The organism is Bradyrhizobium diazoefficiens USDA 110, assembly GCF_000011365.1.
GTDB lineage: Bacteria > Pseudomonadota > Alphaproteobacteria > Rhizobiales > Xanthobacteraceae > Bradyrhizobium > Bradyrhizobium diazoefficiens.
This window is the reverse complement of record NC_004463.1, coordinates 3,263,869-3,284,445: the sequence shown is the minus strand read 5'-3', so window position 1 is coordinate 3,284,445 and position 20,577 is coordinate 3,263,869. Positions and strand designations below refer to the sequence as shown.

Here is a 20,577-nt window from a genome sequence, read left to right as displayed (position 1 = left end):
CCACCCTCATACTCATTGCAGGAGCGGGGTTCGCAAGTCGAGGGTCAGCGGAAACTCATTTGTGCGTTCCTCGGGCGGCGGCTGCATCGGCCCCGGCGTATGGCCATGGTCCTGGAAGCGCGCCAGCCGCCGCGCCTCGGCCTCATAGGTGTTGACCGGCTTCGTGTCGTAGCTGCGCCCGCCCGGATGGGCGACGTGATAGACGCAGCCGCCGAGCGAGCGGCCGTTCCAGGTGTCGATCAGGTCGAAGGTCAGGGGCGCGTGAACCGGAATGGTCGGGTGCAGGCCGGAGGCCGGCTGCCAGGCCTTGAAGCGGACGCCGGCCACGGCCTCCGAGGAGCGACCGGTCGAGGTCATCGGCAGGCGGCGGCCGTTGCAGGTCACGATGTGGCGGCCCTCGACGAAACCCTCCGCCTTGACCTGGAGGCGCTCGACCGACGAGTCGACATAGCGCACGGTGCCGCCGGCCGACCCCTCCTCGCCGAGCACATGCCAAGGCTCCAGCGCCTGGCGCAATTCCAGCGTCACGCCGCCATGATGGACGCGGCCGAAGGCGGGGAAGCGGAATTCGAGCTGGGCCAGATACCATTCCGGCTCGAACGGATAGCCGAACTGCTTCAGCTCGGAGAGCACGTCCAGGAAGTCTTCCCAGATGAAATGCGGCAGCATGAAACGGTCATGCAGCGCCGTGCCCCAGCGCACGAACTTGCCCTGCTGCGGCTCGCGCCAGAACTTTGCGATCAGCGCGCGGATCAGGAGCTGCTGCGCCAGCGACATGCGCGGATCGGGCGGCATTTCGAGCGCGCGGAATTCGACGAGGCCGAGCCGCCCCGTCGGACCATCGGGCGAATAGAGCTTGTCGATGCAGATCTCGGCGCGGTGGGTGTTGCCGGTGATGTCGACGAGCAGATGCCGGAACAGCCGGTCCACCAGCCACAGCGGCGTCTGGTAGCCCGGCGGCGGCACGTGCGAGAGCGCGATCTCGAGCTCGTAGATGCTGTCGTGCCGGGCCTCGTCGATGCGCGGCGCCTGGCTGGTCGGGCCGATGAAGAGGCCGGAGAAGAAGTAGGACAGCGACGGATGCCGCTGCCAGTACAAGACCAGACTCTTGAGCAGATCGGGCCGGCGCAGGAACGGCGAGTCCTGAGGTGAGGAGCCGCCGACCACGACGTGATTGCCGCCGCCGGTGCCGGTGTGGCGGCCGTCCACCAGGAAGCGGTTGGCGCCGAGGCGAACCTTCGCCGCGTCCTCATAGAGGCCGGAGGTGATGTCGACCGCGTCGCGCCAGCTCTTGGCCGGCTGGATGTTGATCTCGATGACGCCGGGATCGGGCGTCACCTTGATGACCTCGATGCGCGGGTCGAACGGCGGCGGATAGCCCTCGACATGGACCTGGAGCTGCATCTCCTCGGCGGTCGCTTCGAGCGCCGCGACGAGTTCGAGATAATCCTCGATCCGCTCGACCGGCGGCATGAAGGCGCAGAGCACGCCGTCGCGGACCTCGACCGACATCGCGGTGCGCACCGGGATCGACGTGTTGAGATGCTCGGGCGCGACCCGCGGCGGCGCTTCCGGGCGCGCCGCGAGGGTGAACACCGGCAGCTTGCCCCGCGCCTCCATCGGGTCGCGCTCGATGATGTAGGGATATTGGTTCGGCGGGACGTAGCCGAGCGAACCGATCGGCAGGCGCAGGCCGAGCGGGGAATCGCCCGGCGTCAGGAACAGATGATTGCGCCGCAACGTCCAGCGCTCGCTGCGCCAGCGCGGCGGCGCGTTCCAGCGCTGCACCGGCAGCACGAAGCCGCGCGGGGTGTTGAGTCCCTGCTCGAACACCCGCGCGATCCGCGCACGTGCCTCCGGATCGGACAATTTGGAGTCGGTCGGATCGACGTTGACGGGAAGCTCGGCCTCCTTCTGAAGCCAGAGTGCGGTGTCTTCATAGGCCGGCATGATGTAGCCGGGATCGAGCCCAAGCCGCAGCGCCGCGCCCTCCATGAAGGCCTCAGCGTCCTTCGCCCGGGCCGGCCGCGGATTCTCGATCTTGGCGATCAGGTCAACATTCTTCCAGATCGGCACACCGTCCTTGCGCCAATAGAGGCCGAAGGCCCAGCGCGGCAGGCTCTCGCCCGGGTACCATTTGCCCTGGCCGTAATGCAGAAGCCCGCCCGGCGCGAAGCGCGTGCGCAGGCGGCGGATCAGATCGTCGCCGAGCGCGCGCTTGGTCGGGCCGACGGCCTCCGTGTTCCACTCCCCCGCCTCGAGATCGTCGACCGAGACGAAGGTCGGCTCGCCGCCCATCGTGAGCCGCACGTCCGCGCTCGCGAGATCGCCGTCGACCTGCTCGCCGAGATCGTTGAGCCGCGCCCAGGATTCGTCGGAGAACGGCTTGGTGATGCGCGGCGCCTCGCGGATGCGCTTCACGCTCATGTCGAAGGCGAACTCGACCTCGGCAAAGCCGGCACCGCCGGAGATCGGCGCGGCCGAGCGATAATGCGGCGTGGCGGCCACCGGGATATGCCCCTCGCCCGCCAGCATGCCGGAGGTGGCGTCGAACCCGATCCAGCCCGCGCCCGGCAGGTAGACCTCGGCCCAGGCGTGCAGGTCGGTAAAGTCGTTCTCGACCTCGGGCGGTCCCTCGATCGGATCGATGTCGGGACGGATCTGGATCAGGTAGCCGGAGACGAAGCGGGCGGCGAGCCCGAGATGACGCAGCGTCTGGATCAGGAGCCAGGCGGAGTCGCGGCACGAGCCGGCGCCAGAGGAGAGCGTCTCCTCCGGCGTCTGCACGCCGGGCTCCATGCGGATGATGTAGCGGACGTGCTTCTGAAGCTCGCGATTGAGATCGACCAGGAAGTTGACGGTGTTCGGGGCTTCATGCGGGATCGTGTCGAGAAATTTCGCGAACAGGCGATCCGGCTTGACGGTCTCGAGATAGGGCGCCAGCTCCGTCTTCAGGTCCTTGGGATATTCGAACGGGAAGCTGTCGGCATAGGGCTCGACGAAGAAGTCGAACGGGTTGACCACGGTCATCTGCGCCGTGAAATCGACCTCGAATTTCAGCTCGGTCGTCTTCTCCGGAAAAACGTAGCGCGCCAGCCAGTTGCCCTGCGGATCCTGCTGCCAGTTCACGAAATGGTTGGCCGGCGTGACCTTGAGCGAATAGCTCAGGATCGGCGTGCGCGTGTGCGGCGCCGGCCGCAGACGGATGGTCTGCGGACCAAGATCGATCGGGCGGTCGTATTTGTAGTGCGTGACGTGGTGTAACGCGACGTAGATCGACACGGGGTACGGTGCTCCAGCAGCTTTTTTGAGCAGAACACCTGACGCCAGTGCGATCAAGCACTAACAACGGGCAGACCGTGCCTAGGAAGTATCCGTCGTTGCCCCGTAGGCCTGGACGGAGCGAAGCGTAATCCGAGCTACACGGGCAGTATCGTAGGGTGGGCGAAGCGAAGCGTGCCCACCGCTTTCGTCGTGTGGATCGATGGTGGGCACGGCGCAAGATCGCCTTTGCCCACCCTACGAACGTGGATGCCCGGGACAAGCCCGGGCATGACGACCTCTTGTAGGGTGACGCTACGCCGCCGAGGTCAGCCGCTGCAGGAACTGCGTGACCTCGCGCTTGAGCGTCTCGACCTCGCCATGGACGCGTTCGGAGGCGCTGTTGACGCGGCTTGCAACCCGCCCCGTGTCGGCGGCGGCCTCGCTGATGCCTGTCACGTTGGAGGAGACCTGGGAGGTGCCGGCCGACGCCTCCTGGACGTTGTGGGCGATCTCGCGGGTGGCAAGACCTTGCTGCTCGATCGCGGTCGCGATCGAAGCGGTGATCCCGTCGATCTCGGCGATGGTCTGCGCGATCGCCTCGACCGCTGCGACCGAATTGGTCGTCGATTGCTGCATCTCGCCGACCTTGGCGCTGATCTCCTCGGTCGCCTTCGCGGTCTGGTTGGCGAGGCTCTTGACCTCGGAGGCCACCACTGCGAAGCCGCGACCGGCCTCGCCCGCACGCGCCGCCTCGATCGTGGCGTTGAGCGCCAGGAGGTTGGTCTGCTCGGCGATCTCGCTGATCAGCTTGACGACGTCGCCGATCCGCATCGCCGCATCCGCAAGCGTGCGGATCTCGCTGCCGGCGCGATTGGCTTCGTTCACGGCGCGTCCGGTGCTCGCGGTCGAGCCGGTCACCTGACGGCCGATCTCGGCAATCGAGGACGCAAGCTGTTCGGCTGCGCTGGCGACGGTGGCGACGTTGCGCGAGGCATGATCGGACGCACTGAGCACGCCGGAGGTCTGCCGGCTGGTCTTCTCGGCCGCCGCCGCCATCTGGCCGGCGTCGGATTCGAGATCGGTCGCGGCACCCATGAGGGTGCCGGCCACCTGGTCGAGATGCGTGCCGAACTGCTGTGCGAGGTCCGCGATCTCGACGACCCTGCGGCCGAGACTGTCGGTGCCGGAATTGATCACGGCGGCCGAACGGCGGAACGAGCCGGGCAATCCGCGCGCCAGGATCTTGCGGAAATACTTGCCGCGGCTGGCATACTCCATCGACGCCGAGGCTTCGCGCAGATAGGCGTCGGTGATGTCGAGCATGTCGTTGACCGACTTCTGGATAGCGCCGATCCGCCCGGCCTGACGGTCGCTCAGGATGCGCGCCTCGAGATCGCCGCGCGCCGCCTTGCGGCACACATCCGCGACCTCATCGACGGCCACCGCCGTGCGACGCTGGCACCAGACGGCATAGCCGAGCAGCGCGACCGTCGCGCCTGACAGCGCCGCACTGATGATTCCAGTCACACCGAGAAGCGAGAGTCCGAAGGCAACGACGGCAAGGATACACGCGAGCGCGGTCGCTCCCTGCGCCTTAGAGAGAGAGCACAAATTCATCGTAACCGACACCCTGTTGCTTGAGCAGGCCGACCATCGCATCGAAGCTCGCATGCATGCCGTCCTTGGCATTGGCATGCCGCGCTTCTTCCGCGCACAGCGTCTTGTAGATCGGCTTGATGCGCTCGACCTGCGCCGGATCCGGTTTGCGACGGTTGGAGTGATAGCCGACGATATTGCCGCGTTCGTCGAACGTCGGCGTGACGTGGGCGAACACCCAGTAATGACTGCCGTCCTTCGCCAGGTTGACGACGTAGGCGAAGATCTCCTGCTTGGACTGAAGCGTGTCCCAGAGTAGCTTGAAGACGCAGCGCGGCATGTCGGGGTGGCGGATCAGGCTATGGGGGGCGCCCATCAGCTCGGCATAGCTGTATTTCGCCATGCGGATGAAAATGTCGTTGGCGTAGGTGATGCGGCCCTTGAGGTCGGTCTTCGATACGATCAGCTCCTCCTCACCGAGGAGATTTTCCACGCCAGTCGGCCGTATCGCACGCGTCATCGTTGACGAATCCTCACGAAGGGCGGCGCCCTCGAAGGAGTCGCCCGCATCACCTCACGATTACGGTGCGAAATGTTAATCCCGAGTGACCGCAGGAGCTCCTGCGGTCATATGACACCTACGTATGACTACTTAGGTGTCCGCGTCCTGCAGCGAGGTGCATCAGCACCGCTACATCGTCGCGCCCAGCACCCAGGGCGCGAACTCGGCGCCGCCGAAATCGAAGCTCTCGCTCTTGGTCGGCTGTCCCGAGGCCGTCTTGAGGATGAGCTCGAAGATGCGCTGGCCGCATTGCTCGACGCTCTCCTCGCCCTCGAGGATGGTGCCGCAATTGACGTCCATGTCCTCTTCCATGCGCTTGTACATGGGCGTGTTGGTGGCGAGCTTGATCGACGGCGCCGGCTTGCAGCCGAACACGCTGCCGCGGCCGGTGGTGAAGCAGACCAGATTGGCGCCGCCGGCGACCTGCCCGGTCGCCGCGACGGGATCGTAGCCGGGCGTGTCCATGAACACGAAACCCTTCTTGGTGATGGGCTCGGCGTAGCGCAGCACCTCGACGAGGTTGGTGGTGCCGGCCTTGGCCATCGCGCCGAGCGACTTTTCCAGGATGGTGGTGAGGCCGCCGGCCTTGTTGCCGGGGCTCGGATTGGCGTTCATCTCGGCGCCTTCGCGCTCGGTGTAGGCGTCCCACCAGCGCATGAGATCGACCAGCTTCTCGCCGACCTCGCGGCTGACGGCGCGGCGGGTGAGCAGGTGCTCGGCGCCGTAGGTCTCCGGCGTCTCCGACAGGATCACGGTGCCGCCGTGACGCACGATGAGATCGCTGGCGGCGCCCAGTGCCGGATTGGCTGATACTCCGGAATAGCCGTCGGAGCCGCCGCATTGCAGGGCCACGGTGAGCTCGCTTGCCGGCACCGTTTCGCGCTTCACCTTGTTGGCGTCGGCGAGCGCCTCGCGCACGAAGGCAATTCCCGCCTCCACCGTCTTGCGGGTGCCGCCGACCTCCTGGATGTCCATCGCGCGCAGGCGGCCGGCGAGCTTCTGCTCCTCCATCAGGCCGCCGATCTGGTTCACCTCGCAGCCGAGGCCGAGCACGATGACGTGGGAGAAATTGACGTGGCGCGCGTAGCCGCCGAGCGTGCGGCGGAGCAGCGCCAGCGGCTCGTTCTGCGTCATGCCGCAGCCGGTCTTGTGCGTCAGCGCGACCACGCCGTCGACGTTGGGGAAATCGGCCAGCGGGTTGTCGCCGCTGAAGGGGTTCTTCTTGAAGACGTCGGCGACGAGGCTCGCGACATGCGCGCTGCAATTCACCGAAGTGAGGATGCCGATATAGTTGCGCGTGGCGACGCGGCCGTCCGGGCGGCGGATGCCTTCGAAGGTCGCCGGCAGGTCGAAGTTCGGCGTCGGCTTGACGTCGGCGCAATAGGCATAGTCCTTGGCGAAATCGCCCATGCCGCAATTCTGGGTGTGCACGTGCTGGCCGGGCGCGATCGGCACCGTGGCAAAGCCGATGATCTGGCCGTAGCGCTTGATCGGCTCGCCCACCGCGATCGGCTTGATCGCGACCTTGTGGCCGGAGGGAATGCGTTCGACCGTCGTCACGCCGTCGGCCACCGCTGTTCCAGGCGGCAGGCTGGCGCGCGCGATCAGCACGCCATCATCGGGATGCAGGCGGATGGCGGGGCTGATGGTCATCAGAGGTCTCCTTAGGTCTTCAACGTATCGTGCCCCGGACGCTGCGCAGCGCGAAGCCGTGCGCTGCAGATCCGGGGCCCAGTTGTTACGTCATGTACTTCACTGGCTTCTGGGTCCCGGCTCTGCGAAGCGGCGCTAGGCGCCGCATCGCGTCCGGGACACGAGAGATTAGGCCTTGCCGCCCGAATCCTTGCGGGTCGCATTCACCTGCATCTTGGCATAGGTGGTCATCAGGCCGACCTCGTTCGAGAGCGTCACGAGCTTGAAGCCCATGTTGATGGCGCGCGCCGCGCCTTCGGCGCCGCTGCAATGGATGCCCGGGTTGAGGCCCCGCTTGCCGCACTCCTTGATGATCTTCTCGTAGATCGCGAGGATCTCCGGCTCGCTGCGGTCGAGCTTCGGCTCGAGACCGTAGGAGAAGCCGAGATCGGACGGGCCGATATAGACGCCGTCGATGCCCTCGACGTCGAGGATCGCTTCCATGTTCTCGACCGCGGTTTTGGTCTCCATCATCGGCAGCAGAATGGTGTCGGCGTTCGCCGTCTTCTGGTAGGAGCCCGCGGTGCCGTACATGCCGGCGCGGATCGGGCCGTTGGAGCGGACGCCCTGCGGTGGATATTTCGAATAGGAAACGAGGTTCCTGGCCTCCTGCGGCGTGTTGACCATCGGGCAGATCACGCCATAGGCGCCGCCGTCGAGCACCTTGCCGATGATGCCGGGCTCGTTCCAGGGCACGCGGACCATCGGGGTCACCGGATGCTTGTCCATGGCCTGGAAGCACTGCACCATCGACAGATAGTCTTGCACGCCGTGCTGCATGTCGACCGTGACGCTGTCGAAGCCGCATTGCGCGATCATCTCGGCCGAGAAGCCGGAGGGAATCGCGAGCCACGCGTTGACCACGGCCTTGCCCGACTTCCAGATTTCCTTGACCTTGTTCGCCACGTTGCCTTCCTTCTTTGTTGTTTGGGCCGTCGTCACCATGACGAGCGCCGCGACAGCACGGCCCCGCTGTTAGCGCGAACCGGAGCGCCGCGCTACGCTCGCAATGACGCAAGACCTATGCAGTCGCCCTCTGGATGCTGCCTTCGCTGACGCCGACCTCGCGGGCGGTATTCACTATCGCCGCCCGGGTGTCATCCGGCAAGGGGATGCCGTTTTGGGTGCGCTGGATGCGGGTTTTCCGCCCGGGATCGCCGGGAATCAGCACCTGATCGAGCCCTGCTACCGGCTTGAAGTCGACATGGCGCAAGACCTCTGCATCGAACACATGGTAGGTATCGACCACCTTGGGGATCGACAGGGAAGGCCAGCATGCGGTCGGCAAAGCGCCGGCCGCAGGAGGTGGCCCCGGTTCCGGTCAGCGCGCCCCCGGCCCTCACTCCTCGGCACTTGCCTCGTTGCCGGCGCCGAGCCCCGCAAGACTCTGTTCGAGTTCGCCGAGCATCTCCTGCAATTCGGCGAGCTTGCGGGCGCCGAAGCGGCTGGTGATCTCGGCGTAGATCGCCTCCGACGTCGGCGCGACGGAGGCCATCAGCTTCACGCCCTCCTTCGAGATCGAGACCATGCTGCGGCGCTGGTCCGCCTTCGCGGTCTTGCGCTCGATCAGGTTGCGCGCCTCGAGATCGCGCAGGATGCGTGACAGGCTCGGCCCGAGCAGAAACGCCGTGCGCGCGAGTTCCGTGACCTCTGCGGCGTCGATGGCCGCCAGCGCACGCAGGATGCGCCATTGCTGCTCGGTCAAACCGTGCTCACGCAGCGAGGGACGAAACTGCCGCATCACCGCCTCTCGCGCGCGCAAGAGCGACATCGGCAGCGAGCGCGAGAAATCGCGCATCGGAACCTGCCGTGCGGCAGGCGCGCTAGCGTTGGCGGGATCAGCCGGTCTCTTCGTCATGACGCCCTTTCAAGCCGCAAAATGTTTGCAGTGCAGCAAGGTCAGATTCTGTTTGACGCATTCACTTAACATGTTAAGTATCTCCCCGCACCACGATTTGTCAGATCACAGATGGCGCTTTCCAACGACGATATCCAAGCTTGCGCGAGACGTCTGCACCAGGCGGAGAAGACCCGCACGCAGATCCGGCAGCTCTCGCAGGATTTCCCTGGCATCACCATCGCTGACGCCTACGCGATTCAGAAGGCCTGGGTCGACGTCAAGATCGCCGAGGGGCGCCTCGTCAAGGGCCACAAGATCGGCCTGACCTCGAAGGCGATGCAGAGTGCGCTCAACATCGACGAGCCGGATTCCGGCGTGCTGCTCGACGACATGTTCTTCGCCGACGGCGGGATCATTCCGACCGAGCGCTTCATCGCGACGCGCGTCGAGGCCGAGCTCGCCTTCGTCATGAGCAAGCGCCTCGCCGGCCCCGACTGCACGATGTTCGACGTGCTCAACGCTACCGACTTCGTGGTGCCGGCACTGGAGATCCTGGACACGCGGATCGAGCGCGTTGATCCCAAGACCAAAGCGACGCGAAAAATCTTCGACACCATCGCCGACAATGCGGCGAATGCCGGCATCGTGCTCGGCGGCCGGCCGATCCGCCCGCTGGAGGCCGATCTGCGCTGGATCGGCGCGCTGTGTTTCAAGAACGGCCAGTTGGAAGAGACCGGCCTTGCCGCGGGCGTGCTCAATCATCCCGCCACCGCCGTCGCCTGGCTTGCCAACAAGATCGCGCCGCTCGGCCTTGCGCTGGAGCCCGGCCAGGTCGTGCTCGCCGGCTCCTTCATCCGTCCGATCGAGACCCGCAAGGGCGACACAATTCAGGCCGATTATGGCGCCTACGGCTCGGTGAGCTGCTACTTCGCCTAGGCGAACAAAAAAGACAGGGAGTGAAACCGCCATGCCGCATTTCACGATCGAGTATTCGGCCAATCTCGACGGCCGCCTCGACATCGGCGCGGTCTGCGAAGTGGTGCGCAAGGCGGCGGTGGAGACCGGCATCTTCCCGCTCGGGGGCATCCGCGTCCGCGCTGTCAGGTGTGAGCATTATGCGATCGCGGATAGCAGGCAGGACTACGGCTTTCTCGACATGGTGCTGCGCATCGGTGAGGGCCGCGACCTCCCCACCCGCAAGACAGCCGGCGAGCACGTCTTCCAGGCCCTCTCGCGGCATCTCGATCCCGTCTTCGCCGCCAGCAAGTTCGCCCTCTCGTTCGATATGCAGATCAACGACAAGGACACCAGCTGGAAGCGCAACAACATCCACGACGCCCTGAAAGTGGAGGCCACCCATGGATAAGCCCACGCCGAAAGCCGATGTGTTCCAGGCCAACCGCGACCGCGTCGCGCCGCTCTTGAAGACGCTGCGCGCCGACGGCATCGGCCACATGATCGACGGCAAGATCGTCCCCTCGATTTCAGGCGAGACCTTCGAGACCAAGTCGCCGGTCGATGGCGCTGTGCTCGCGAGCGTTGCGCGCGGCAATGCCGAGGATATCGATCGCGCGGCAACCGCCGCAGCGCTCGCCTTCAAGTCGTGGCGCGAGATGGGGCCCGCGATGCGGAAGAAGCTGCTGCATCGCGTGGCTGATGCCATCGAGGACAATGCCGACGACATCGCCGTGCTGGAATGCATCGACACCGGGCAGGCCTATCGCTTCATGGCCAAGGCCGCGATCCGCGCCGCCGAGAATTTTCGTTTCTTCGCCGACAAATGCGCGGAAGCCCGCGACGGCCAGAACACGCCGAGCGATGAGCACTGGAACGTCTCGACCCGCGTGCCGATCGGCCCGGTCGGCGTGATCACGCCGTGGAACACGCCGTTCATGCTCTCGACCTGGAAGATCGCCCCTGCGCTGGCCGCCGGCTGCACCGTCGTGCACAAGCCGGCGGAGTGGTCGCCAGCGACGGCCGCCATTCTCGCAAGACTTGTCAAGGAAGCCGGCGTCCCCGACGGCGTGCTCAACACCGTGCACGGCTTCGGTGAAGAGGCCGGCAAGGCGCTGACCGAGCATCCCGCCATCAAGGCGATCGGCTTCGTCGGCGAGAGCGCGACCGGCTCGGCAATCATGGTTCAGGGTGCACCGACCTTGAAGCGCGTGCATTTCGAGCTCGGCGGCAAGAACCCGGTGATCGTGTTCGACGATGCCGATCTCGACCGCGCGCTCGATGCCGTCGTGTTCATGATCTACTCGCTCAATGGCGAGCGCTGCACCTCGTCCAGCCGGCTGCTGATTCAGCAAAGCATCGCGGAAAAGTTCGTGGAGAAGCTGACCGCGCGCGTGAAGGCGCTGAAGGTCGGCCATCCCCTCGATCCCTCAACCGAGATCGGACCGCTGATCCACGAGCGGCACCTCGCAAAGGTCTGCTCCTATTTCGACGTCGCGCGGAAGGACGGCGCAACGATTGCGGTCGGCGGCAAGGCCTATGACGGCCCCGGCGGCGGACATTATGTCGAGCCGACGCTGGTCACCGGCGCGCATGGCAAGATGCGCGTCGCGCAGGAAGAGGTGTTCGGCCCGTTCCTCACCGTGCTGCCCTTCAAGGACGAAGCCGACGCGATCGAGGTCGCCAACGACATCCGCTATGGCCTGACCGGCTATGTCTGGACCAACGACGTCGGCCGCGCATTGCGCGTCGCCGACGCGCTGGAGGCCGGCATGATCTGGCTGAACTCGGAGAACGTCCGCCATCTGCCGACGCCGTTCGGCGGCATGAAGGCCTCAGGCATTGGCCGCGACGGCGGCGACTATTCGTTCGACTTCTACATGGAAACCAAGCACGTTTCGCTGGCGCGGGGCACGCACAAGATTCAGAAACTGGGAATTTAGGGAAACGGTCATTCCGGGGCGCGCAAGGCGCGAGCCCGGAATCCATTCATCCACCAACTCTGCTGCGCGATGGATTCCGGGTTCGGCTCTGCGAGCCGCCCCGCAATGACAGGACCGAGGGGAAACGCCAATGCCGGTACCGCAACATATCTTCGAGCCGCCCTTCAACATCATCCGTTCGAGCCACGTCGTGCTCGACGTGACCGATCTGAAGCTCAGCCGCGCGTTCTACGAGACCACCGTCGGCCTGCATGTCGAGGATGCCGACGACAAGGTGGTGTATTTGCGCGCCGCCGAGGAGCATCAGCATCACTCGCTGGTGCTGCGCAAGGCGGCGGCTCCCGCCTGCGCCCGGCTCGGCTTCAAGGTCGGCAACGACAAAGACCTCGACAAGGCCGCCGCGTTCCTCTCCGAGAACAGCCTCGCCTACGCCTTCGCCGACCAGCCCTTCCAGGGCCGCACCCTGCAATTCACCGATCCCTTCGGCTTCCAGATCGAGCTCTATGCGGCGATGGACAAGCGGCCGCATCTGCTTCGCCGCTACGACCTCTACCGGGGCTGCCACCCGCAGCGGCTCGACCATTTCAACGTCTTCGCCGCCGAGGTGCAGGACACCGTGGACTTCTATGCGCGGCTTGGCTTCCGCCTCACCGAGTACGCGGAAGAAGACGGGCCGAACGGGCGCATCGCCGCCGCCTGGATGCATCGCAAGGGCAATGTCCACGACTTCGCCATCACCAACGGCAAGGGGCCGCGGCTGCATCACTTCGCCTATTGGACGCCGACGGCGATGAACATCATCCATCTCTGCGATGTCATGGCCTCCTCGGGCTTCGTCAAGAACATCGAGCGCGGCCCCGGACGCCACGGCATCTCGAACGCGTTCTTCCTCTACGTCCGCGACCCCGATGGACACCGCCTCGAGCTCTACACCAGCGACTATTTCACCGGGGATCACGACCACGAGCCGCTGCGCTGGTCGCTGCGCGATCCGCGCCGCCAGACGTTGTGGGGCGCACCTGCCCCGCGCTCCTGGTTCGAGCAAGGCTCACCCTTCACGGGCCAGACCGTGCGCGAGCCGAAATTCGTCGCCGATGTGCTGGTGGCGGATTAAGCGATGAAGCTCCCTCGCCTCGCCACCTATTCCGTCAAGGGTGAACCCAGGTACGGCGCCGTCCTCGAGGGCGGCATCGTCGATCTCTCCGCGCGCTACGCCAAGGATTATCCGACGCTGCGCGAGGTGATCGCCGCCGGAAAGCTCGTCAGCCTTGCCGAGGAAGCCGCGGGCCGCACGCCGGTTCACGCGCTCGGCGAGATCACCTGGCTGCCGCCGGTGCCTGCGCCGGAAAAGATCATCTGCATCGGCGTCAACTATCCCGACCGCAATGCCGAGTACAAGGACGGCCAGGACGCGCCGAAATATCCGAGCATGTTCATGCGCTCGCCCCGCTCGTTCGTGGGCCATGATACGCCGCTGGTGCGCCCGCGTGCCTCCGCGCAGCTCGACTATGAAGGCGAGATCGTGCTGGTGATCGGCAAAGCCGGCCGGCACATTCCGGAAAGCACGGCGCTCGACCACATCGCCGCCCTCACGCTCTGCAATGAAGGCTCGGTGCGCGACTGGCTTCGCCACGCCAAGTTCAACGTCACGCAGGGCAAGAATTTTGATTCCAGCGGCAGCCTCGGCCCGTGGCTGGTGCCTTACATGCGGGAATCGCAGATCACCGACATCAGGCTCACCACACATGTCAACGGCGAGCTGCGGCAGGACGACCGTACCAGCCGGCTGATGTTTCCGTTCCGCTATCTCATCAGCTATATCTCGACCTTCGCAACGCTCGTTCCCGGCGATGTCATCGTCACGGGCACTCCGACCGGCGCCGGTGCGCGGTTCGATCCGCCGCGATACCTGAAGCCCGGCGATGTGATCGAGATCGAAGCCGAGGGCATCGGGCGCCTGCGGAACGGCGTCGTCGACGAAGCCTGACCAACGATTGAAATGGAATAGCAGAATGACCACCCTCACCGGCGGCGAAGCGATCGTAAGTGGCCTTGTTGCCCATGGCGTCGATACCGTGTTCGGCCTGCCCGGCGCGCAAATCTATGGCCTGTTCGACGCCTTCCACCAGGCGCAGCTCAAGGTGATCGGCGCGCGGCACGAGCAGGCCTGCGGCTACATGGCGTTCGGTTATGCGCGCTCCAGCGGCAGGCCCGGCGTGTTCAGCGTGGTGCCCGGCCCCGGCGTGCTCAACGCCAGCGCGGCGCTGCTCACCGCATACGGCTGCAACGAGCCGGTGCTATGCGTCACCGGCCAGGTGCCAACGCAGTTTTTGGGCAAAGGCCGCGGCCATCTGCACGAAATGCCGGACCAACTCGCGACCCTGCGCACCTATGTGAAATGGGCCGACCGGATCGAAGCGCCCGGCAACGCGCCAACCACCGTGGCGCGCGCCTTCCAGGAGATGGCATCGGGACGGCGCGGGCCCGCCTCGGTTGAAATGCCCTGGGATATCTTCACCCAGCGCGCGGACACGGCTGCGGCGCAGGTGCTGGAGCCCCTGCCCGCACCGCTTCCCGACCCCGATATGATCAAGCAGGCGGCCGCGCTGATCAAGGCGAGCAAAGCGCCGATGATCTTCGTCGGCAGCGGCGCGATCGACGCAGGCGAGGAGATCCTCGAGCTCGCCGAGATGATCGACGCGCCCGTGGTCGCGTTCCGCAGCGGCCGCGGCATCGTCTCCAATGCGCACGAGCTCGGCCTCACCATGGCCGCCGCCTACAAGCTGTGGCCGAACACCGACCTCATGATCGGCATCGGCTCGCGGCTGGAGCTGCCGACCATGTCGCGCTGGCCCTACCGCCCCGACGGGTTGAAGAGCATCCGCATCGACATCGATCCGGTCGAGATGCGGCGCTTCATCTCGGACACCGCCATCGTCGCCGATGCCAAGGCGGCGACCGCCGATCTCGCCGCCGCCGTCAGCAAGGCGGGCTACAGCAAGACCACCGGCCGCCGCGGCGCGATCCGCGAGGTCACCGCAGCGGCGCAGCAGGAAATTCAGCGCATCCAGCCGCAGATGGCGTATCTCAACATCCTGCGCGAGGTGCTGCCGGCGAACGCGATCGTCACCGATGAATTGTCGCAAGTCGGCTTCGCCTCCTGGTACGGCTTCCCGATCTACGAGCCGCGCACCTTCATCACGTCAGGCTATCAGGGCACGCTCGGCTCCGGCTTTCCGACCGCGCTCGGCGCCAAGGTGGCGAACCCGGACAAGCCGGTGGTGGCGATCACCGGCGACGGCGGCTTCATGTTCGGCGTGCAGGAACTTGCCACCGCCGTGCAGTTCAACATCGGCGTGGTGACGCTGGTGTTCAACAACAACGCCTACGGCAATGTCCGCCGCGACCAGCGCGAGCGCTTCGACGGCCGCGTGGTGGCGTCCGACCTCGTCAACCCGGATTTCGTCAAGCTCGCCGAATCCTTTGGCGTGGCGGCGGCGCGCGTCACCGCGCCGGACCAGTTCAAGGCGGCGATGGAGAAGGCGCTTAGCCACGGCGGGCCGTATCTGATCTCGGTCGAGGTGACGCGGGACTCCGAAGTCAGCCCGTGGGCGTTCATCCACCCGCCGAAGCCTTGAGGCCGGGCGCGCCCTGAAGTCGCGCCGCCGCGATCACCAACAGGCCCGCGCCTGCGACCGACCAGCAGGCGACCGGGGCCCAGTGCAGCAGCGGCGCGTACTCGGGCATTTTCTGCAAGCCGCCGGCGACCGCCGCCATCCGCGCGAAGGTGCCGAGCGCCAGCGCCGAGAACACGAGGCCGGTGACCTTCCCCTCCGCACCGGTCGAGCCGATCGCCAGCGCGGCCGAGATCGCGCTCATCAGCATGCAGCCCCAGGCCGCGCCGGCGAGAAACTGCGCGGCGATCAGCGTGTTGAGGCTGCCGGCAAGCTCCGCTGCCGCGATCGCGACCGCTCCAAGCAATCCGGCGGCGCCCATCACGATCAGGCCGCCGCGGTGCTTGACGATGAGGCTCGCCGGAAACATCGCGATGTTGAAGCCGATCCAGAACACCGGCATCAGCCACTGCAGCTCGTCCGGCTTGGCGAACCGCAGATAGAACGGCGCGCTGTTCATGGCGAAGTGCAACTGATAGCCGAGCGCGAGCGCCACCATCGCGACGATGAAGGCGATCGGCACCAGGCCCAGCGGCTTGGCCGCCTCGGCCGGCGTCGGCGGCGAGGTGTCGCGCGCCACATCGTACTCGATCCGCGACAGCCCGAGCGCCGTCAGCAGCAGCACCGCGCCGGAGATCACGAAGGGCAGCCGCGCGTCGTGCGCGCGCAGCATCACGCCGAGATAGGGCGAGACGGCGCCGGCGAGGCCATAGCCCAGCATGGCCAGCGCCGCGAGAAACGGCACCTGCGGCCTGGCGCGGTACTTGCCGAGCAAGGTCAGCGGCGGCGCGCGCAGGGCCGACGACGTGACCGACCAGACCACGATCAGCGCGATCAACCCTACCTGCGCACCCGCGCCGATCCCGGCCACGAAAGGCAGCGCGACGAAGGCCGCGCAGGAGATCGCCGCCAGCACGCCGACGAACAGGCCGAGCCGCCCGACGACGGGCGCGATCCTGTCGGCCGCAATCCCCATCGCGGTATCGGCGATGGTGAAGATGGCCTGGTCCAGCATCAGGATGAAAATCACGACCGCCGGCGCGAGGCCGACATCCGCCGCGAGCCTTGGCAGGTAGACGACGTAGGTCGTCCAGCCCAGTGTGAACACCAATTGCAGCACGGCAAGATAAAGTCCCGTGCGAGCCGCGTTTGCGCTCGCGCCAGTCGAGACCTGTGCAGTGGTCATGTCGCCGCCTCCCCCTCGCCGAAGCTTAGACGACAGACTGGCCCTAAGGAAATGCTTCAGAGCACCTTGCGGAAGGTCAGATTGATGCGCTGCCGTCCGAGCAGCGCGTGCTCGCCGTCGGCGAGCGGCGCCACGCCGTGATAGGCGAGCCGGCTAGCCCCGCCCCAGACCACGACGTCGCCATGGACGAGCCGGAAACGGCGCGGCTTGTCGCTGCGCGCCATGCCGCCGAACAGGAAGGTCGCGGGCAGCCCGAGCGAGACCGAGACGATCGGGGCGGCGTAGTCCAGCTCGTCCTTGTCCTGATGCAGCGACAGCCGCGTGCCGGGCTCGTAGCGATTGACGAGGCAGGCATCGGGCGCAAAGCCCGTGAAGCCGCCCTGCTCCGCAGCGCGGCGCGCCAGATCGCGAAACGCCGGCGGCATCGCGGGCCACGGCACGCCGGTTCGCGGATCGACCGGATCGTAGCGATAGCCGGTGTGATCGGTGATCCAACCGCGCTCACCGCAATTGGTCATCGCCACGGACATCTGATAGCCACCGGGCGTGGTCATCCGCCGGAATGGCGATTGCGCCACGATCGCGCGCGCGGCGGCAATCAGCTCGCTCTCGATCGGCCTGACGAAGCCGCGCAGCAAGACGGCGCCGTCGGCGATCTCCTCGCGCGAGGGCTGCGCCTCGGCGACGCTATCAAACAAATCCGCCGTCAACGCCTGCGCTCATTTGGCATCATGAAAAATCACACCCAGCGTGTGGCGTTGGCCGGACCTGATGCGGCTGACGCCATGGCGGAGGTTAACCCGGTAGGTGCCGCGTGTCCCTTGCACCGGACGGTGATGCACAGCGAAAGCGACGGCGTCGCCCTGCGCCAGCGGCACCACCTCGGCGCGGGACTGCATGCGCGGGCGCTGCTCGGTCAGCACGAACTCGCCGCCGGTGAAATCGCGTCCGGGCTCGGAGAGCAGGATCGCGACCTGGAGCGGGAACACGTGCTCGCCATAGAGGTCCTGGTGCAGGCAGTTGTAGTCGCCCGCCTCGTATTGCAGCAGCAGCGGCGTCGGCCGCGCCTGCCCCGCCTCGTGGCAACGCTTCAGGAACGCCGCGTGCGCGGCGGGGTAGCGAATGTCAATCCCCATCGCTTCGTTCCAGCGATTGGCGACGCCTTGCAGGTGCGCATAGAGCGCCGGGCGCAGCTGCGCGATGAGATCAGGCAGCGGATAGGAGAAGTACTTGTACTCGCCGCGGCCAAAGCCGTGGCGGCCCATGACGATGCGGCTGCGGAAGTGCGCGTCATCGAGATAGAGCGCGGCGATGGCGCGGCATTGGTCCGGGCTGAGCAGGCCCTTGAGGACGGCGCAGCCCTGGGTATCGAGGTCTCCGGTGATCTGGGGCCAGTCGAGGGCATCGACCTGGGAGGCAACGTCAGTTCCGGATTCAGTTGCGGCAATACGTTTGGCGACGCCCATGGCTCATCCTATCCACATCCGTCATTCCGGGGCGCGCCCTCTTGGGCGCGAGCCCGGAATCCATCAAGCCGCAGAGACTGCGGATGAATGGATTCCGGGCTCGCGACGTCGTCGCGCCCCGGAATGACGGAGGTTGTGTCGCAAGTCCTGACGACCGTAACCACCCGATTTCCGACTGCCTCCCCGTCATTGCGAGCACAGCCAAGCAATCCAGAATCCCACCGGGGAACCAGTCTGGATTGCTTCGTCGCAAGGGCTCCTCGCAATGACGCTCGAGAGCCTTCAGCCCCTTACCGGCAACGTCACCACGTCGTACCCATGCCTGATCGTCCGCTTCAGCACGGGGTCTTCCAGCTCGAAGTCGAACCGGTCGGCGGGGCGGATGCCACCTTTGGCCGCAAACGTGCCGCCGAACATGGCGCAGCCGTCGGGGAACCTGGTGCCGTCGAAGCCGCGCGCGATCAGGTCGGCGACGGGGAGCATCGCGTCGAGCGTGCCCTCCTGGTAGAGCACGCGCTCGCCCTTGATGGTGGCATAGGAGCGCAGGATCATCTTGTCCCAATGGCCGATGACGTCCTCGAGCTCCCACAGCGTCGAGGCGATCGGCTTGTCGCACATCTGCTTGGAGACTGTGACGTTGTAGGCCTCGACCTTGCGGTCGGTGTGATCGGAGCCGCAGCCGACGAAGATGCGGCCCTGCCAGCCGATCAGCACGAACTCGACCTCGCCGGACGAGTCGCCGCCGCAGCACTCGATGCGGTCTTCCATGGTCAGCCTCCGCGCCGAGGCGCGGTAGTAGATCGGGGTCGAGGCCGGCGGGGCGATGCCCATCTCTTGCAGCTCGGCGATGTGCTTGTCGCGCGCGACGGGATCGCGGCCGGTCCAGCCGGCGATGACCATCTGGTCGATCGCCAGCGTCAGCGGCGTGGTGGCGTCCTGGGCATCGACGGTGAAAGTCAGGTCAAACACGAATTACGGCCTCCATGCCGGCAGCAAGTTCAAAGATACGGCGGTCCGATCCGCCCGCACCCGCCAGCATCAGGCCGACGGGAACGTCGCCCTCGCGATGTGCGGGCAGCGAGATGGCGCAGCCGTCGATCATGTTGATCAGGGTGCAGTTGCGCAGCGCGCGCAGGTTCTGGGTGGTGAACGCCTTGTCGTCGGCAAGGTCGGCGATCTTCGGCGGGGTGTTGGCGGTGGTCGGCAGCACCAAGGCGTCATAGGGGGCGATGTGCGCATTGACGCGGGCGATCAGCGAGCGGCGCTCGTTGAGAAGATCGATGTAATCCGCCGCGCTCTGCGCCTCGCCGCGCATGATGCGCACGGATACGCGGGGATCATAGACGTCCCCCTTGGTCGTGATGAGATAGCGGTGCCAGGCGTAGCTCTCGGACGCGGCAAAGCCGCCCTTGGCGTTCATCGGGCCGATATCGTGGAATTCAGCCATCTCGATGCGCTCGATGATGGCGCCGTGATCGGCCAGCGTTTTCAGCGCGCGCTCGAACGTCTCGGCCACAGCCTTGTCGAGGTCGTCGAGCGCGATCGTGGTCGGCACCGCCAGCCGCATGCCCTTCACCGGGCGCGGCCTCAGCGCGACGACCGGCTCGTTCGCGAGCACCGCGTCGAGTATGGCACAGCAGCTGACCGATCGCGCCAGCGGTCCGATGCTGTCGAGCGAGAACGACAGCGGCACCGCGCCGTCGAGCGGCACGCGACGCTGCGTCGGCTTGTAGCCGACGATGCCGTTGAAGGCCGCCGGAATGCGGCAGGAGCCGCCGGTGTCGGTGCCGAGCGCGCCATGCGCCATGCCGTCGAGCACGGAGACCGCCGCGCCCGAGGACGAGCCGCCCGGCACGTGGCCCTCGGCCCGGTTCCAGGCGCCCTTCGGCGTGCCGTAATGCGGATTGATGCCGATGCCGGAATAGGCGAACTCGGTCATGTTGGTGCGGCCGATCAGGACGAAGCCGGCCTTGCGCAGCCGCTCGACCGTCGCGGCGTCGTGCTCGGCCGCCGGGGAATCGTCGAGCGCGCGGGAGCCGGCGCGCGTCACCTGGCCCTTGATGTCGAAGAGGTCCTTGATCGAGATCGGGATGCCGGCATAGCGCGACGGTGCGGCCTTGACCTTGCGCAAGGCGTCCATCGCATCCGCCGCCGCGAGCGCGGCGTCTTTGTCGACGTGGATGAAGGTGCGCTGGCCCTCGCCGGCGGGGTCGGCGATCCTGGCGAGACAGGCCTCGACCAGCTTGCGGGAGGTGGTGCGGCCGCTTTCGAGGTCGTCGGAGAGCTTCGCCAGTGTCGGAAAATCGGGCATGTCTGTCTCACGGAATATTTGCGCGCGCAATCTATAGCGCTGCTTCAGTTCGACACAAGCATTGTGCGCATGATGGCATGCATGCGCAT

The 20,577-nt window shown here is 66.2% G+C and carries 18 protein-coding genes; 6 read left to right on the top strand and 12 right to left on the bottom strand.

Going from position 1 to position 20,577, the window contains the following annotated elements:
* Positions 1 to 12: 12 nt before the first annotated feature.
* The 7 genes from BJA_RS14765 to hpaR form a co-directional block, all read right to left on the bottom strand.
* The gene (locus BJA_RS14765) at positions 13 to 3,282 is read right to left on the bottom strand and encodes a DUF2126 domain-containing protein (RefSeq protein WP_011085761.1); all 3,270 of its coding nucleotides are present in this window, start codon (positions 3,280 to 3,282) and stop codon (positions 13 to 15) included.
* Between the two features lie 294 nt (positions 3,283 to 3,576).
* A complete protein-coding gene (locus BJA_RS14760; RefSeq protein ID WP_028172347.1) occupies positions 3,577 to 4,881 on the bottom strand; it encodes a methyl-accepting chemotaxis protein in 1,305 nt (434 codons plus the stop codon).
* Positions 4,859 to 5,380 (bottom strand): PAS domain-containing protein, encoded by a 522-nt coding sequence (locus BJA_RS14755; protein WP_011085759.1) that lies wholly within the window; start codon positions 5,378 to 5,380, stop codon positions 4,859 to 4,861. The genes BJA_RS14760 and BJA_RS14755 overlap by 23 nt, the downstream gene beginning before the upstream one ends.
* A 171-nt stretch (positions 5,381 to 5,551) precedes the next feature.
* Positions 5,552 to 7,075, bottom strand: a complete 1,524-nt coding sequence (locus BJA_RS14750; RefSeq protein WP_011085758.1) for a UxaA family hydrolase — start codon at positions 7,073 to 7,075, stop codon at positions 5,552 to 5,554.
* Between the two features lie 168 nt (positions 7,076 to 7,243).
* Positions 7,244 to 8,020, bottom strand: coding sequence for an HpcH/HpaI aldolase family protein (locus tag BJA_RS14745; protein ID WP_008549964.1), 777 nt, complete (start codon positions 8,018 to 8,020; stop codon positions 7,244 to 7,246).
* A 115-nt stretch (positions 8,021 to 8,135) separates the two neighbouring features.
* On the bottom strand, positions 8,136 to 8,363 hold the full coding sequence (locus BJA_RS14740) for a hypothetical protein (protein ID WP_011085756.1): 228 nt from the start codon (positions 8,361 to 8,363) through the stop codon (positions 8,136 to 8,138).
* 90 nt (positions 8,364 to 8,453) lie between these two features.
* Positions 8,454 to 8,972, bottom strand: coding sequence for a homoprotocatechuate degradation operon regulator HpaR (hpaR, locus tag BJA_RS14735; RefSeq protein ID WP_011085755.1), 519 nt, complete (start codon positions 8,970 to 8,972; stop codon positions 8,454 to 8,456).
* A 111-nt stretch (positions 8,973 to 9,083) separates the two neighbouring features.
* On the opposite strand from hpaR, the gene hpaH reads away from it, so the two are divergent.
* From hpaH to BJA_RS14705, 6 genes are all read left to right on the top strand, one after another.
* Positions 9,084 to 9,890, top strand: a complete 807-nt coding sequence (hpaH, locus tag BJA_RS14730; RefSeq protein ID WP_011085754.1) for a 2-oxo-hept-4-ene-1,7-dioate hydratase — start codon at positions 9,084 to 9,086, stop codon at positions 9,888 to 9,890.
* Between the two features lie 31 nt (positions 9,891 to 9,921).
* Positions 9,922 to 10,320, top strand: coding sequence for a 5-carboxymethyl-2-hydroxymuconate Delta-isomerase (locus BJA_RS14725; RefSeq protein WP_011085753.1), 399 nt, complete (start codon positions 9,922 to 9,924; stop codon positions 10,318 to 10,320).
* A complete protein-coding gene (gene hpaE, locus BJA_RS14720; protein WP_011085752.1) occupies positions 10,313 to 11,851 on the top strand; it encodes a 5-carboxymethyl-2-hydroxymuconate semialdehyde dehydrogenase in 1,539 nt (512 codons plus the stop codon). Before BJA_RS14725 ends, hpaE begins: the two co-directional genes overlap by 8 nt.
* A 130-nt stretch (positions 11,852 to 11,981) precedes the next feature.
* Positions 11,982 to 12,965 (top strand): 3,4-dihydroxyphenylacetate 2,3-dioxygenase, encoded by a 984-nt coding sequence (hpaD, locus tag BJA_RS14715; protein WP_011085751.1) that lies wholly within the window; start codon positions 11,982 to 11,984, stop codon positions 12,963 to 12,965.
* 3 nt (positions 12,966 to 12,968) lie between these two features.
* Positions 12,969 to 13,838, top strand: a complete 870-nt coding sequence (locus BJA_RS14710) for a fumarylacetoacetate hydrolase family protein (RefSeq protein WP_011085750.1) — start codon at positions 12,969 to 12,971, stop codon at positions 13,836 to 13,838.
* Between the two features lie 25 nt (positions 13,839 to 13,863).
* The gene (locus BJA_RS14705; protein ID WP_011085749.1) at positions 13,864 to 15,489 is read left to right on the top strand and encodes a thiamine pyrophosphate-dependent enzyme; all 1,626 of its coding nucleotides are present in this window, start codon (positions 13,864 to 13,866) and stop codon (positions 15,487 to 15,489) included.
* Here BJA_RS14705 and BJA_RS14700 read toward each other — a convergent pair.
* The 5 genes from BJA_RS14700 to BJA_RS14680 all read right to left on the bottom strand — a co-directional run bounded on the left by BJA_RS14700 (position 15,467) and on the right by BJA_RS14680 (position 20,488).
* On the bottom strand, positions 15,467 to 16,711 hold the full coding sequence (locus BJA_RS14700; protein WP_011085748.1) for an MFS transporter: 1,245 nt from the start codon (positions 16,709 to 16,711) through the stop codon (positions 15,467 to 15,469). The two genes, BJA_RS14705 and BJA_RS14700, sit on opposite strands and share 23 nt — an antisense overlap.
* 56 nt (positions 16,712 to 16,767) lie before the next feature.
* Positions 16,768 to 17,421, bottom strand: a complete 654-nt coding sequence (alkB, locus tag BJA_RS14695) for a DNA oxidative demethylase AlkB (RefSeq protein ID WP_038965755.1) — start codon at positions 17,419 to 17,421, stop codon at positions 16,768 to 16,770.
* A 9-nt stretch (positions 17,422 to 17,430) separates the two neighbouring features.
* Complete coding sequence (locus tag BJA_RS14690) at positions 17,431 to 18,177, bottom strand: 2OG-Fe(II) oxygenase (protein ID WP_011085746.1); 747 nt, start codon at positions 18,175 to 18,177, stop codon at positions 17,431 to 17,433.
* A 282-nt stretch (positions 18,178 to 18,459) separates the two neighbouring features.
* Positions 18,460 to 19,146 carry a DUF2848 domain-containing protein gene (locus BJA_RS14685; RefSeq protein ID WP_011085745.1) on the bottom strand — a complete coding sequence of 229 codons (687 nt, stop codon included), beginning with the start codon at positions 19,144 to 19,146 and terminating at the stop codon, positions 18,460 to 18,462.
* Positions 19,139 to 20,488, bottom strand: coding sequence for an amidase (locus BJA_RS14680; RefSeq protein ID WP_011085744.1), 1,350 nt, complete (start codon positions 20,486 to 20,488; stop codon positions 19,139 to 19,141). The genes BJA_RS14685 and BJA_RS14680 overlap by 8 nt, the downstream gene beginning before the upstream one ends.
* Positions 20,489 to 20,577: the final 89 nt, after the last annotated feature.

Excerpts from the sequence above, each read along its gene's own strand:
- BJA_RS14705 (WP_011085749.1), top strand. The coding sequence starts at position 13,864 with ATGACCACCCTCACCGGCGGCGAAGCGATCGTAAGTGGCCTTGTTGCC.
- BJA_RS14725 (WP_011085753.1), top strand. The coding sequence starts at position 9,922 with ATGCCGCATTTCACGATCGAGTATTCGGCCAATCTCGACGGCCGCCTC.
- BJA_RS14750 (WP_011085758.1), bottom strand. The coding sequence starts at position 7,075 with ATGACCATCAGCCCCGCCATCCGCCTGCATCCCGATGATGGCGTGCTG.
- BJA_RS14760 (WP_028172347.1), bottom strand. The coding sequence starts at position 4,881 with ATGAATTTGTGCTCTCTCTCTAAGGCGCAGGGAGCGACCGCGCTCGCG.
- hpaE (WP_011085752.1), top strand. The coding sequence starts at position 10,313 with ATGGATAAGCCCACGCCGAAAGCCGATGTGTTCCAGGCCAACCGCGAC.
- hpaD (WP_011085751.1), top strand. The coding sequence starts at position 11,982 with ATGCCGGTACCGCAACATATCTTCGAGCCGCCCTTCAACATCATCCGT.
- BJA_RS14710 (WP_011085750.1), top strand. The coding sequence starts at position 12,969 with ATGAAGCTCCCTCGCCTCGCCACCTATTCCGTCAAGGGTGAACCCAGG.
- hpaH (WP_011085754.1), top strand. The coding sequence starts at position 9,084 with ATGGCGCTTTCCAACGACGATATCCAAGCTTGCGCGAGACGTCTGCAC.
- hpaR (WP_011085755.1), bottom strand. The coding sequence starts at position 8,972 with ATGACGAAGAGACCGGCTGATCCCGCCAACGCTAGCGCGCCTGCCGCA.
- BJA_RS14755 (WP_011085759.1), bottom strand. The coding sequence starts at position 5,380 with ATGACGCGTGCGATACGGCCGACTGGCGTGGAAAATCTCCTCGGTGAG.
- BJA_RS14680 (WP_011085744.1), bottom strand. The coding sequence starts at position 20,488 with ATGCCCGATTTTCCGACACTGGCGAAGCTCTCCGACGACCTCGAAAGC.
- BJA_RS14690 (WP_011085746.1), bottom strand. The coding sequence starts at position 18,177 with ATGGGCGTCGCCAAACGTATTGCCGCAACTGAATCCGGAACTGACGTT.
- BJA_RS14700 (WP_011085748.1), bottom strand. The coding sequence starts at position 16,711 with ATGACCACTGCACAGGTCTCGACTGGCGCGAGCGCAAACGCGGCTCGC.